Source organism: Candidatus Curtissbacteria bacterium, assembly GCA_024654445.1.
GTDB lineage: Bacteria > Patescibacteriota > Microgenomatia > Curtissbacterales > GWA2-41-24 > JANLHP01.
The window spans coordinates 84450-97899 of the sequence record JANLHP010000022.1 but is presented as its reverse complement, the minus strand read 5'-3'; the positions used below and the strand labels follow the sequence as shown (position 1 = coordinate 97899).

Genomic DNA, 13450 nt, shown 5'->3' with positions numbered 1-13450 from the left:
ACTATTACGTAAGTTTCGGTTTTCGCGATTGTCTTGCAATCTTCGGCGAGGTTTTTAATTCCGGCGTCATTTGGGTCGACAGAAACGAGATATTTTGTTCCTCGTTCGATAAATTTTTCGAGAGGTCTGTCTGTTATCGGATAACCATGACGGTTTGTTTGGTAAAGAAACGCCGCGTCGCCATTGTATGGCGCGATTACTGTCGCGTCTTTCGGCAATAGACGATCAACCGCTCTTCCGGCTTCGACTATTTCGGGTTTGTTAATCCAGTAAAAACCACGCACTTCGAAAAATCCGAAGGCGTAGATAGTCAGAAGCAACACTAGGGCGATGGTCGCGCCGATTGCTCTATTGAAATATTGAGACGGCAGCGTCAATAGAGTTTGTATACCAATCGCCATAAAGATGCAGAAAATCGGAATAAGCGGAACTTGATAATAATCGTGTCTGACGTTCCCGGAAGCAAAAACAGTCACATACAGCACTGACGAAAGCAGCCAAGCATAATAAAACAACTTTTCGCGGCCTGGTTTTTTGATGACTCCAATAACGAGAAATGTAAAACCACCAACAGTTAAGATAAGCTTCCCTAATCTTTCGACAATAATCCAGCGAAAGAAAGCGCCTTTGAATCTTATACCGTTTTCGTTTATTAGAAAGCGAAAGTTAGGAATGCCTTCGGGAAATCTCATCATCCAGACGCGCCAAGCAATAAAAGGCGCAATTGAAAGCAGGGCAAAAATCCATAAGCTTACTTTGGTAAATGCCGAAAGGCCGTACTTGTTAAATGCCAGATAAATGATTGGCAACATGAAAAAAAGCGCAATTGGCCAAGTCAGAATGGCGATGTTGGCAAAAATTACAGAGGCAACTGCCCAAATAATTTTTTCTGTCTTCATCCAATTGATAAATGACCAGTAAAGGGCAAGAAGCCCCATTACCATTAAGGGCGCGGGCAGAATCGTTGACGAATAAAAAACGTTGTACGGAAGAGTGGCGAACAAAAAAGCCGCCAAGAGGGCTATTTTTTCGCCGGAAAAACGTCTGACTACTAAATAAAGAAGGAGGGTCGAAAATACCGTTATCACAACCGTAGTAAGCCTCGCGTACATTTCGTTTACTCCCCATATTGTCCAAACCGCAGCAACTGCCGAGTTAAAAATGGGGAATTCCACAAATCTGTAGCGGTTGGGGTTATCGAGTCCGTTTGCCTGAGTAGACATGTCGTCGTATGTTGGGACAAAGGGGTTAAAGCCTTCTTTTACAAAATTCCTGGCAACGCTTGCCGTGTCTGCTTGCCTCCATGAATGCCAGTCCGCGATTGGTCTGTCGATTTTATAAAGGCGGACGCCGAAGGCGATTATTAATATCAAGCCAATTGCCAGGAAACTTAAGTTTGAAAGTTTGCTTATGGTTTTCACTTAACCTTTTTTGGTGCTTTTGTGTTTTTTGAAGAAGATGCCAGATTCGCTGTCGCGATGAGGATCGCAACTAAAATCCAAAAAGTATAGGCGACTTTAGAGGCTTCGAAAACGTCGATGTAGAGCGCGTTGACAAGAAGACCAATTATGGCCGCCACGGTTCCCGCGACAACTGTCGAGTAAAACGGGTCGTTAATATTTTTAAATCTTACGAGGGCGTAGTAAATTGCAAAAACGATCAATCCGTAAAAAGCAAGGAATCCCAAAAGGCCGGTTTCGCCTAGCGTCCTGAGGAAGTCATTGTCCGTGGATTCGGCTTCTGTGAATTGTTCGATGCTACTTTTGGTTAGCGTTGAGTAACCAGATCCAAGAAGGATATTCCTTTGAAATCCTTTAATGGCTTGAGGCCACGTGTAGTCTAAACGAATTCCAGTCGATAGATCGTACTGAACCGCTGTTTGCGAGTAAACTCTGGGTTTTGCGGGTCCCGTTGCCCCATAACCGTCCTCTGGGATTTCTTCCGTAACGTCCGCGGGTCTCGCGGTTTGGACTCCTGGCTTTTCGGTAGAAGGAGGAGTATCAGATTTGGGCGCGACAACATCCAGATATGCAATTCCATTCCCCTTGGGCGCGTCTTTTACAGGTTTAAGTAGTGAGGACGCGCTTAGGTTGTCAAGCTTGAGAACATGGGCGAACCTGTCTGAAAGGTCACCAAAAGACAGCATGATCGTTAAGGAAAAAATTGTTACCACAAACCACATTGCGCCTGCCCAAAGCCAACCTTTTTTAAAAGCTAGAATCCCAAAAACAACGGTTATACTGACTAGATACGCGACAAAGGATGTTCTTGAAACAGTTAGAATCATTAACCAAAAACCGGCAAGGCTTACAAGCAAAAAGAGAATTTTGTGGGTCCATTTTTTAACAACTGTGGCAAGAGGTATAAATATGGTTAGAACGAGCATGAGGTACGCGGCGAGGTCATAATGGCCACCAAAAGTCGAGAGAACTCTCGCGTGTTGGGACAGATAGAGTTTTATACCTTTCGAGAATTCTTTATTCATTGTTGAAAACGCGGGCCAATATAGATACTTTTGCCCAAACCCGTAAATAGAAACAGCCAAAAGGACGAGGGCTGAGAGATATACATATTTTTTAATCTGAGTAAGCGATTTTATTGAAGAGAAAAAGATAAAGAAAACAGAAATATATTCAATTCTTCTCGCGTAGTGGAGAAAAAGCTTCGAGATGTGCAGTTGCTCCATGGGGACGGTTTTTGTAATGAAGATCGCGGAAAGAGATGACAGGAGGCCGATTACAAGGTAAATCGCGATCGGGATGAATAAGGGATTACCTTTGAGCGTGACTTTTCTTCTTACGAGCCAGATCAGCCAAATACCAAAGGCAAGGGCGACAAGCAGGTCGTCGAGCCTGATTCTCACGATGTAGCCAGGCAAAATGTCAGCAAGAGGAATTTTTGGGTAAAGCGGAAGCGCGATAAGAAGAGTTAGCGAGAGATATTCGAGTATGTGGTCATCAAGCCACTTTAAGAGCTTCCGCATAGAATTTGGCGAGTTCCTTTCTGCCTAAGGCACCGAAGATCAGAATTCGAGCCAGTGCTCCTATTTTAAGTAACATACGGCTTATTTGCAAAGACACAAAACCTTTGTGCTTTTTATAAAAATAGACAATGCCCTTGTACTCCCCGATAATAGCGTTTTTGGAAACCTTACCCATCGAGCCGCGGCCTATGTGGACCATTTTTGTGCTTGGGGAAAAATATATCTTGTATCCCGCTTTTTTAATTCTATAGCACCAGTCGACCTCTTCACCGTACATAAAAATGGTTTCGTCGAACATTCCTACCTTATTAATAACCTTTTTCGGTAGCAGAATCGCGGCCGCTGTTACCCATCCGACTTCTCTTTCCTTTTTATAAAAACTGTCATGGTCTACATGATAGGGATTAAGCAGTGAGCCGCCAGGAAGGTCATCAATGAAGGTCATCCACCAGAACACTTGGGGAAGGTGAGGGTCGAAACCGACAGATTGTTGGATTGTTCTATCTTCGTTTAGAAGGAGAGGCCCCATCGCGCCGAGGTTTTTGAGGCTGTCCGCTTTTTCGACTAGTTTTTTAAGCGTGTTTTCAATTAAGTAAGCGTCGGAATTGAATAAGAAAATGTACTTCCCTTTGGCGACTTTTATCCCGCTATTGTTTCCTTTTGTAAAACCGGCGTTATAGCCGTGTTCGATTAACTTTACATTGGGGAATTTCTTCTTGACCATTTCGATACTTCCGTCTTCGGAGCCGTTGTCGACGACTATGACTTCGAAAGCGACGTCTTTTGAATACTTAAAAAGGGACGAGATCGCGTCTTCTAAAAGTTTCTTTGTATTCCAGTTGACGATAATTACCGATATATCAATGGCCATCTGATGTATTTTTTAGCGTACTGATACGATGTCGCGGTGAAAACTCCAAGGACGATTAATGCGCTTCCTGTAACGAACGCAGGAGTTAGTTTTTCTCCATAAAAAATTATACCCCCAAGTGCGCCAAAAACAGAAACAGGATAAATAACTAGGGACGCTAAAAAAGCAGAAGTATTTTTAATGAGGTACTGATAAAGGAGGAAGAAGGCAGTTGTTCCTGCAGTGACTGACAAAATCGAGACGACTGAGCTTGAGTTGACAGGGATAGATGTCGGACTCTCACCAACAAGCGGCATGATTGCCAGTGCAAGAACTGCTGTTGTTGCAAAATTAATAATTGTTAGGCCGAAAGTACTGTAGTATGCGCTGATCTTTCTGGAAACCACTGTAAAACTTGCCCAACTAAGAAGACCTCCCACAACAAGCAAGTTACCGAGCGGAGTTCCGACTGATGACAAATCTTGACCTTTAACCGAACCTACAATTAGGACCGAAAGTCCCAATAAAGTAATAACTAACCCGCTGATTTGCTCTCGGGTGAGTTTTTCTTTCAGGAATATAAACCCTATTATTGCGACTATTATGCCTGTTGGAATATAGATTGCTTGTCCCATTAGAACGGTAGTCCTTTGAATCCCTAGAGCGAAGAAAACCCAATTCGCAGCAAAAAGGAGGGTTGAGATAAAAAGTAGTTTCTTGTGTGGTTTCGGGTTTTTTATTTCCTTGTAAGCAAACGGCAAAATAAGGATACTTGATAATATTCCCCTTAAAAATATGAACGACATCGGGGGGAATATTTCGACTGCGTGTTTAATGAGGGGTGAGCCTGTTCCACCAACAATGGCGGTCAGGAAGAAGATCAGTAGCGTCATTGAAAAAGTCTGGCCCGACCGAGTTTGTAATGAGGGTCACGGTTTTTACGCTCCCCTATTACTTTTGCCGGGACTCCACCGACAATCTCAAAATCATTCACATCACTAGTCACCACAGCACCGGCTGCGACCACCGCACCTTTGCCAATTTTGACTCCTGGTAGGATCGTCGCTCGGGGGCCGATAAATACATAGTCCCCTATTTCTACCGGCTCTTCAATGGGATCAAAGCCTTCGGAGTTTACGTCGTGTTCGGAATTGTAAATTAAAACTTGTGAAGCGATGTCTACGTTGTCGCCAATTTTCAGAGGCGCGCGGCCGTCGAGAAAACAGTGGTCTCCAATTATTGTGCCATTTCCTATTGTCACGCCACTTGGTTTGTAGAAACGAGTACCCATATGTATGTAGGAATTTTTACCTATTTTCACACCTGCTAGCCGGAAGGCTAACTTCCTGCAAGAATGGAGGGGGACAAACGATGTAATGATGTTGAGTTTGAGAAGTACGAGGTCGAGAAAGTAATTGTAGAGCCTGTTTTGGGCTTTTTTAGCTACTTCACGGTTGGACAGCTCCCGACCCATTCGGTCTTTCATGTACTTATTATTATACAGATACTAAAATTTTTAGTGTCTCCTTCGCACACTTTTCCCAAGAGAATCTTTTGACGTTTTTGAATCCCTTTTCTATCAGCATTGATCTAAGCTTGTCATCGGTTAGCAAAACTAAAAGGCTTGACGTAATTTCGGGAACTTTTTCGGGATCGAATGTAAATCCGCTTTTATCAACAACTTCAGGAAGGCTTGATGTTTCTGAAACTGAGACGGGAACCCCGCATGCCTGAGCTTCAATTACAGGAATACCGAATCCCTCCCAAAGCGAAGGAAGGATATAAACCTTAGCGCCGGCTATTAATGGTGGCAGGTCGTCATCCGGTACATAGTCCGTAAAGATGATTTCCTTTTCCAGATTAAGTTTTTTCACTTTTTCAAAGATGGGTTCAAAGAGCCATCCTTTTTTGCCGGCTATCATTAATTCAACGTCCGGAATTTTAGAATTTACCTCTGCAAAAGCTTCTATCAGGCGTTCTATGTTTTTGCGCGGTTGGAGTGTGCCGACGAATATAATGTAGTCGCCGCCAATTTTGTACTTCTTTTTTATATTGTCTATTTTTGATTTATTTTGAGGCTTAAATAGTTTTTGGTCGTAACCCATATAGGTTACGGAAATTTTTGAGGGGCTTACTCCGTAATTTTTAATAATGTCGTCTTTTGTGGATTGGGAAATGGCAATTATGTGTTTGGCACCCTCTATGGAGTATTTGGACCAAGATTTTAATTGGTAAAGGTCGTCTTTATTGAAGAGTTCCGGATAGTGTAGATATGAAAGGTCGTAAATTGTAACGACATTGGGAACTCTCGAGAACCTCGGACCATAGTGTGTCATCGAGAAAAAAACGTCGGGTTTGTTACCCAAAAGTCTTAGTGGAAGGGCAAATTGCGTCCAAAGTTTTTTGGGTCCGAATACTTTGTATTTAAAGTTTTGATTTTCTTTAGGTAGATCCTCGAGCGGTTTTTCCTTGAGAAAAATTTCGAATTGATGTTTGCTTGTTGCGAGCTCGGCGAATTGCTTAAGAAGTTCGAATGCGTGGGTTCCGGAACCAACTCTGTTTTTTACATTTGCCTCGTTCGCGTCGACACCAATGAGCATGTATCAAGTGTTAAGCATCTGGAGCTTGAGTGTCAAGCTCAGGGCCTTTGGCTAACTCTTCGTAAATCGCGAGGGTTTCTTTTGCTGTTTTAGTCCAAGAATAGCGCCTTGCTCGTCCGAGACTTGCCCTTACCATCTTTTGGTAATTGTCCATGTTTAAGTTTATTACCATTTGAATAGCTCTTGTGAGTTGTCCTTCGCTTCTTGGATCGACTAGAATTGCCGCGTCTTTTGCTATTTCTGCCATCGAGGAATTATTTGAAGTGACAACGGGGGCTCCGCAGGCCATGGCTTCTAAAATTGGAAGACCGAAACCTTCGTAAAGAGAAGGATAAACGAACACTCTGCACCCAGCATAAAGACTGACTAAATCTTCTTGAGATACGTAGTTAGTCCAAATTACATTTTCCGGCGAATGGAAGCCCGAGCCCCAACCGTACTTACCGGTTAGTACGAGGTGGAACTGAGGGTTATCTTTGAGAATAGTTTCGAAAACGTCGAGAAGTTTTTGAATATTTTTCCTTGGCTCCTGTGTTGCAACAGACAGAATGTAGGGTTTTCTAATTTTATATTTTTCTAAAGCCTGATTTATTTTTTCGTCGTCTTGGGGTTGAAAGTCACCAGACGCCGCCAGATAGACTACTTTAATTTTATCCTGCGGAATGTGTAAGAATTTTGTGACGTCGTCCTTAGTCGTTTCCGAATCAGCGATGATGACGTCAACTTCACTCTTTACGTGTTTGAGTCTTCTTTTCTGGGCAGCAATGATTTTCGGGTGAAGCGACGCCGGAAATATATAAGTAACCATATCGTGAATAGTCGTCACTCTTTTAGTTTTTGGGCTTTTTATTTTTGGCTGGGTCCAATCAGAAGAGTGAAAAATATCGACTTCTCCAATAAATTTTTCTATCGGAAGAACCCTCAATCTGTTCCAGACAAATTCTAGAAGCGTGGGGGGAATTGAGGCAATTTTAAATTCCACATTTTGGTAATCCTTAAGGCTGTCTTTGAATTCTTTTAATTTTTTTTTCGATCTTAGGGAAGATCCAAATAGGACGTATTCGTTCTTGTTGTCTATTTTTAAAAGGTTTTCTACGAGGCTTTTAGTGTAATTCGAGACGCCTGTCCCATAAACAATTTGGGATACATCGATGCCTATTTTCATTTAGCGAAATTCTATCACAAACACTCGGCGGTAGCAGTTTCCGAAGTTAGCGAATTTTAAAAGTGGTATCAGGAGTAAATAGCCTTTTAGATACAGATAGTAAAAAAACTTATTTTTGGAAATCCAAGTCTTCATCAAAAATTTTCTTACTGCCAGGTTAAGGCTCGGATAAGATTTTACCTTCGCCTCTTTTTTTAAGCTCCTGAGTGATTTGTCGATTGTTACTAGTATTTCGTCTGTTCGGGGCAGACCGTTTTCTATATGCTCTTGGAGAAACTGGTGGCCGCTTTTTTGAAAAACCTTGTTCCAGTACGCGCTCAGTTCCTTGTCTTGTTCTTCTGAAAGTTCTCCGACGGGTACAACGATTATTGCTAGTTTTTTGGCGACTCTTATTTGTTCTTCAATTGCTTGTGGTCTATTTTCTTTTTTAAGATGTTCTAAAACATCTGACGATATGACGACGTCGTAAGAATTTCTGCGAAAAGGAAGCTTGGTCGCGGTGCCCTTGATTTCATGCAGCAGTTCGGATTTTGTACCAGTGAAGTCAACGTCTATCCCGTCGATTTCTCTTTTAATGTAAGGTACTATTCCAAGAGCTCCAGAGCCAACTTCCAGGATTTTGGCGCCTTTCAGTTTGGCTTTTTCAATTTCTGAAATTACCGGCATGTACCTGAGGGCTGCTTCTGGATGTTGTTTCCAGAAAAATTTGTCGAAGAGCTTTTTTAAATTTTTTTTAGCATTCATATTATTTCTCGAAGACGTAAACGAACCCGACGCCACTGAAATCTTTGGTGCCAGTATTGACAAAACCTTGTCTTGAAAGTTCTTTAAAAACTAATCCTTGAGGATCTGTTATTTGCGTTAAGTATTGAAAAAGAAATACTTTCGTTTTACCTTTTGTCGCTTCTTTGACTTTCACTTCCACCTCTTCAGGTTTAGCATTCAAACCATTTATGGCGCCCTTTGCTTCGATCTGTCCATTGTTATAAAAATCAAAAGGTGCCATAGATGACCCTGCTTCAAAAAGTGCTACTGACGTTGGTGAAGAATTCGCGGACACGAAACTGACTGCTTCTTTCCAGTGTTCGCGATGAAACTTTGGATTTGTGAAGTAGATCGTTGCGGCCGTCATGTTAATAGCCAACGCAAGCAAGAGTAAGATTCTGGTTAATTTGGGCCAGTTAACAATGTTGATTGCTGACGCGAGAATTATGTAGAGCGCTGGTAGAACAAAGAGCAGGCGAAAATACGCAAAAACGGGAATAAAGAAGCTAAGGACGAAAGCTGCAATTATGGGGACCGCAAACCAGAACCATAAGAAACTTCTAGCACTAGTTTGACGCAGAATAGAAAGTGCTGACAAGAAACTAATGTATAAAGCGACGGGTGCAAAAATCAGCGCATAGATTAGGTTATTGTCGTGAGAAATCCTCCCTATCGTGAATTTGACGAATGTGATTACGAAACTTTTGGCATCGGTGCTACCGACCACTTTCGCCCACGCGGGAGTAGAGGAAGCCGCAGACAAACCTCCTTTTATTTGGTCGGGGAAAATCAAGAGCCATGGAATTAGAAGAATGAAAACTAGAACGTATGCCGGGACGAACGATTTTAGTGTGCCTGGGGGAATTCTTTTTCTGTTTATAAATAAGAAGAGAACGTATGTAGGTAGAAGAAGATAGGGTAGGTAATCGCTATAAAGCATCAAGGTGGTTGAAATCATGAATCCTACCCAATTGCCTAATGTGTCTTTTTTGACAAGCGAGATAAAAAAGTAAACAGAGGCGCTTGCTAAAAATGCGGCTAGCGCGTACATTCTTGCTTCTTGTGAATAGTAAATATGAAGAGGCGCCGTCGCCATTAGAGTTGCCGCGATTAGAGCTGTTTTCTTTTCGTAAAGTTTTTTAGCGATAAGGTAGGTAACAAAAACCGTGAGGACGCCAAAAATTATCGAGGGTATTCGAAAGACGGCTTCTGAGTCGATAAACCGTGTCAGAGGTTCGGAAATTATTATCCAGCCTTTCAGAATTGCGTGATACAGTGGAGGATGAAAATCGCCGAGGGAGTAATTTAAAATTAATGTTTTAAAATCGAGCGCGATCGCGTTGTTGATATTAATCGCTTCGTCGAGCCATAAGCTTTGGTTAAGAGCAATAATACGAAAAAGGACTGCTGCTACAAGGATTACAAATATCATTTAGATTTTTTTTCGCCAAGAAATGATTTTACAACGGAAACCAAGATTGCAAAATCATAATAAAGTCTAAAAATTATAAATTGGAATTTTAAATGTGTAAGAGATTTGTACGAGCCTATTACAAAAGAGATGGGAAAGCTATAAAAAACTAAGGATCTTATTTTCCGAATGGGGGAGCCGGTGATAAATTCGTTTTTTCCAATCCATCTTGCTTGTTTCCAGACTTCTTTTAGTGATGAGGGGTTAGAATGGTGATAATTTGCTCCTTTTGCTAGTGTCGACTTTTTACCAAGTTTTCTTGAAAGTGACCAGTCGTCAGTATACTCCCCTGTCGCGTCAAATCCGCCAACTTTATCAAACTCTGATTTTAGAATTGCTCTGTAGACAGGCGCCTCGTCTGGGTAGTCCGGGGGAATGAGCCTGTCTTTTGGCCATCCCCTATTCAAGTTCCAGCAGGCAGACCAGACGTTTTTTTGATTGGCATTAAATTCGTTCTTGGAAAACGTTCCAATAGTTTTGCCTTTGAGTATTGGGGAAATAAGATCTTCTATGAAATCTTTTTCAAATGTCATGTCGGCATCAACAAAAACGAGGATTTTTCCTTTTGCCTTTGATGCACCCAGATTTCTCGCGGATCCGGGTCCTTTATGATTTTGGGTAATGACTTTCGTTGAAAGACTTTTTGCTATTTCTTTTGTTTTGTCGGTTGAACCATCGTCAACAAGTATTATTTCTACGTTTTTATAAGTTTGGTTTTTGAGTGAGTTTATGCATGTTGCGATAAGTAATTCTTCGTTGTAGGTAGGGATGATTATGGATACAAGTTTATTTGTCATTTTACAAAAAGAAGATAATTATCTATTTTAGTTTGTTTATGACTTCTTTGTAAAAATTTTAACGTGGCTTCATTTGTATCCCTCTGGGGCATTGCAACCATGAGCTTGTAATCTTGCTGGGAAAGTCGAGCTTGGAGAAGATTTTCGTCCGAAGGAAGATAGTAGTCGATGCGGCGATCGGAATAGTAATTTATAAACACCTCGTAGTTTTCTTTAAAACTTTCGGATAAAATGAGTGTTTGCTCGCCCTCCTTTGTGTTGCTATTTACTAGCTTGCCCACTTCGACTCCTTCAACAAATCCGTTGCTTAGAATAAGCGCTTTTGTAAAATCGAACCTTTCCTGTATGCAAAGTGTCAGGACGAGCACTATTAGCAGGGGTACGACATTGCGGGGAATTTTTAATCTTTCGACGAGGATGAAAAAACCGAAGCTTGCGCTTAACGCGAGAAACGGCCAGAGATAGATAATCATGTAATCGTGGATAAAGGCCATATTTCTAAAAACTAGATTGTGCGTGACACCGAAGATTCCGAGCATTAAAAGTATTTGAGTTTTTTTTGGAAATCTTCTTTTTATTAGGTTTATAAAAATCCAGATGAGAGCGATTGCGGAAAAAAACAAGATAGGCCTCGTAAAGTAAACCGTGATCCATCTTGCTTGGAGTTCAAGGAATTTCGTGTGGGAATAACCCATAAGTTGTTCGCCAATATTGAGCCTGAATTTTAGAACGTCAATCAATCCTCCACCAATGAGGTCTCGCGTTAGCCAAGCCGTATGTAACATGTGGACGCCAAACATCATCAGGCTGATTGCCAGAAATAGGAGAAATGTAAACTTTTTCGATTTGTTCTTCGAAAAGAGGATCCAGTGAGCCGAGAAAAGAGGTGTTACGTAGTAAGCGGGCCAGTTTATGAGGTGCGAAAAAACAAGGGCGCTTACAAGTATCAAAGAATTCTTTCTATTTGGTTTTTCGAAGAATTTGAAGTAAGCAATCACTGAAAGCAGAACGGGTGCAATAACAAGGGTTTCCTGAACGGGCATTTTCCCGAAGTAAATAACGATTGGCATTACAGTGGAGAATAATGCAGCCAAAATAGCGATTCTTTTGTTAAAAAATATATTGCCGATTGCGTATATTGCAACAATTGTTGCTAGGGTGAAGATTAACGGTACAAGACGCGCTGACCATTCATGAATTCCAAAGGTGCTGAAACTTAGAAATAAAAGTATCGGTAGAAGCGGTGGGTAATGAGTAAAAAAGTGAAAACCGTCGGGGGATACAACCCCGGTATTCATTACAGACCCAAATTTTGTCTCGATTAATCCGTATCTTAAAAAATTCCTGGCGAAATTTGAATACCACGCTCCATTCCAATCGTGATGGCCCCAGAAAGGTTTGTTGATATTAAGCGAAAGTACTATTGAGGCAGATACGAGAATTACTATCAAAAGATAATTTTGTGAAAGAAAGCGCGATATTCTTTTTTTGTCTATTTCGAGCAAGCGAGGAACACGGCTTCCAGCCGTGGTGGTAGCTGTGACTTTACTTGCGCGAAGCGAAGAAAGAGAGGACCACGGGCTTAGGCCCGCAACTCGCTTTGCGAGTAAGGACCGCAAGCCATGGCCCTGAGTAATCGAAGGGCTCTGCTTTAGACCCGCAGTCGAAGACGAGGACCGCAAGCTCTGCTTATTCGCAGAAAAGCTCCGCTTATGCCCGTGGGAATCTATCATTTCTGGAAGTTCGCAAGAAGGTTTGAATATTTCTGGGCAACTTTATTCCAGCTGAATTTTAAGGATTGGTCGTAAGGGATATTTCGATAGTTGCTTTTTGTCGCAATTACCAAATCCTTGGCGTATTGTTTTATGTCGCTTACGTCGGTTAGGATTCCCGCCCTGCCTATTATTTCCGCACGAGAATCATCACTAGTTGTGACGACGGGAAGATTACAAGCCATTGCTTCTATGTACGCGATACCGAACGCCTCAGTTTCGGATGCGAGAGTAAAGACGTTTGCCGCGCGATAATAAGCAGGAATTTCACTGTAAGGAACCTTAAGCCGTAGGTAATTTTTCCCGAGAAGCCTTTTGCCTAGACTGTCTATTGCACCCCTCGCCTGGCCATCACCCAAAAGCAGAAGGCTTAACTTTGCCTGGGCGACTGCTTTTATCGTTTGATCCACTCTTTTGTGAGGATCCAATGCAGATGTGCAAATAACAATCGGCCTGGGTAAATTTATTTTTCTTGGACGCACTTTGGGATTGAACTTCGAAAGATCGACGCCATTTGGAATTAATGTTACGTTTACTTCTGGACTAAGTTTTTTAGCCCAATCATATTGCGACATTGTGAGGGCAACAAAACAGTCAGGGTGAAACAGAATGTTCCAGGCGTCATCTGATCCTATCCCCGCTTCGCCGGGGATTATCACCTTCGTGGATGTAAGTTTAGAGGCAATTTTAAAAATCGCCGTTTGCCATCCCCCATTCAAACAAATTACAAAATCGTATTTGCCCTTTAGAAAAAGGGGAATTGCTCTTGCCGAAAAGACGAGGACTTTGAGAGATTGATAATCTAGGTAAAATTTCCCCAACACCCCCCTTTTGGCATTTGGGATTTTGGCATTGGCTTTAATCTGGGTCGTTTTAAACTTTTGGAAAGGCTTAGGATTTCCGCCTTGAAACACGGTTACTTGATGCTTTTTCGATAGCCTTAGTGCGATTTCGAATGCGAAAGTTTCTACGCCCCTTTCGACCACTCCCGAGTAAAAACTTAAGATAGCGATGTTATGCATATTGGTGAAGTTTTTGCGGTCCTCG

General features: G+C 41.9%; 11 protein-coding genes and 2 pseudogenes. All 13 read right to left on the bottom strand.

Translation table 11 applies throughout. From position 1 onward, the window contains the following. A partial coding sequence (locus NUV69_04455) for a glycosyltransferase family 39 protein (protein MCR4324907.1) occupies positions 1-1421 on the bottom strand: 1421 nt, incomplete at its 3' end. Next, the gene (locus NUV69_04450) at positions 1418-2983 is read right to left on the bottom strand and encodes an O-antigen ligase family protein (GenBank protein ID MCR4324906.1); all 1566 of its coding nucleotides are present in this window, start codon (positions 2981-2983) and stop codon (positions 1418-1420) included. The genes NUV69_04450 and NUV69_04455, both read right to left, overlap by 4 nt. After that, complete coding sequence (locus tag NUV69_04445) at positions 2958-3854, bottom strand: glycosyltransferase family 2 protein (protein MCR4324905.1); 897 nt, start codon at positions 3852-3854, stop codon at positions 2958-2960. The genes NUV69_04450 and NUV69_04445 overlap by 26 nt, the downstream gene beginning before the upstream one ends. Further along, complete coding sequence (locus NUV69_04440; GenBank protein ID MCR4324904.1) at positions 3833-4726, bottom strand: DMT family transporter; 894 nt, start codon at positions 4724-4726, stop codon at positions 3833-3835. The genes NUV69_04445 and NUV69_04440 overlap by 22 nt, the downstream gene beginning before the upstream one ends. Then, positions 4723-4938 (bottom strand): annotated as a pseudogene (locus NUV69_04435) (acyltransferase). Before NUV69_04435 ends, NUV69_04440 begins: the two are co-directional and overlap by 4 nt. 126 nt (positions 4939-5064) lie before the next feature. Continuing rightward, positions 5065-5307, bottom strand: a pseudogene (locus NUV69_04430) (hypothetical protein). 22 nt (positions 5308-5329) lie between these two features. Beyond that, complete coding sequence (locus NUV69_04425) at positions 5330-6433, bottom strand: glycosyltransferase family 4 protein (GenBank protein MCR4324903.1); 1104 nt, start codon at positions 6431-6433, stop codon at positions 5330-5332. A gap of 10 nt (positions 6434-6443) precedes the next feature. Next, positions 6444-7598 carry a glycosyltransferase family 4 protein gene (locus NUV69_04420; protein ID MCR4324902.1) on the bottom strand — a complete coding sequence of 385 codons (1155 nt, stop codon included), beginning with the start codon at positions 7596-7598 and terminating at the stop codon, positions 6444-6446. After that, positions 7599-8342, bottom strand: a complete 744-nt coding sequence (locus NUV69_04415; GenBank protein MCR4324901.1) for a class I SAM-dependent methyltransferase — start codon at positions 8340-8342, stop codon at positions 7599-7601. It lies immediately after the preceding gene. 1 nt (position 8343) lies between these two features. After that, positions 8344-9795, bottom strand: coding sequence for a glycosyltransferase family 39 protein (locus NUV69_04410; GenBank protein MCR4324900.1), 1452 nt, complete (start codon positions 9793-9795; stop codon positions 8344-8346). Continuing rightward, entirely contained in the window at positions 9792-10631 is an 840-nt protein-coding gene (locus NUV69_04405; GenBank protein ID MCR4324899.1) for a glycosyltransferase, read from the bottom strand. The genes NUV69_04410 and NUV69_04405 overlap by 4 nt, the downstream gene beginning before the upstream one ends. Next, positions 10628-12364 carry a glycosyltransferase family 39 protein gene (locus NUV69_04400; protein ID MCR4324898.1) on the bottom strand — a complete coding sequence of 579 codons (1737 nt, stop codon included), beginning with the start codon at positions 12362-12364 and terminating at the stop codon, positions 10628-10630. The genes NUV69_04405 and NUV69_04400 overlap by 4 nt, the downstream gene beginning before the upstream one ends. Next, positions 12361-13425, bottom strand: coding sequence for a glycosyltransferase family 4 protein (locus NUV69_04395; GenBank protein MCR4324897.1), 1065 nt, complete (start codon positions 13423-13425; stop codon positions 12361-12363). The genes NUV69_04400 and NUV69_04395 overlap by 4 nt, the downstream gene beginning before the upstream one ends. Positions 13426-13450: the final 25 nt, after the last annotated feature.

Coding starts and splice junctions, on each gene's coding strand:
- NUV69_04415 (MCR4324901.1), bottom strand. CDS start 8,342: ATGAATGCTAAAAAAAATTTAAAAAAGCTCTTCGACAAATTTTTCTGG.
- NUV69_04410 (MCR4324900.1), bottom strand. CDS start 9,795: ATGATATTTGTAATCCTTGTAGCAGCAGTCCTTTTTCGTATTATTGCT.
- NUV69_04400 (MCR4324898.1), bottom strand. CDS start 12,364: ATGATAGATTCCCACGGGCATAAGCGGAGCTTTTCTGCGAATAAGCAG.
- NUV69_04425 (MCR4324903.1), bottom strand. CDS start 6,433: ATGCTCATTGGTGTCGACGCGAACGAGGCAAATGTAAAAAACAGAGTT.
- NUV69_04445 (MCR4324905.1), bottom strand. CDS start 3,854: ATGGCCATTGATATATCGGTAATTATCGTCAACTGGAATACAAAGAAA.
- NUV69_04450 (MCR4324906.1), bottom strand. CDS start 2,983: ATGCGGAAGCTCTTAAAGTGGCTTGATGACCACATACTCGAATATCTC.
- NUV69_04395 (MCR4324897.1), bottom strand. CDS start 13,425: ATGCATAACATCGCTATCTTAAGTTTTTACTCGGGAGTGGTCGAAAGG.
- NUV69_04420 (MCR4324902.1), bottom strand. CDS start 7,598: ATGAAAATAGGCATCGATGTATCCCAAATTGTTTATGGGACAGGCGTC.
- NUV69_04405 (MCR4324899.1), bottom strand. CDS start 10,631: ATGACAAATAAACTTGTATCCATAATCATCCCTACCTACAACGAAGAA.
- NUV69_04440 (MCR4324904.1), bottom strand. CDS start 4,726: ATGACGCTACTGATCTTCTTCCTGACCGCCATTGTTGGTGGAACAGGC.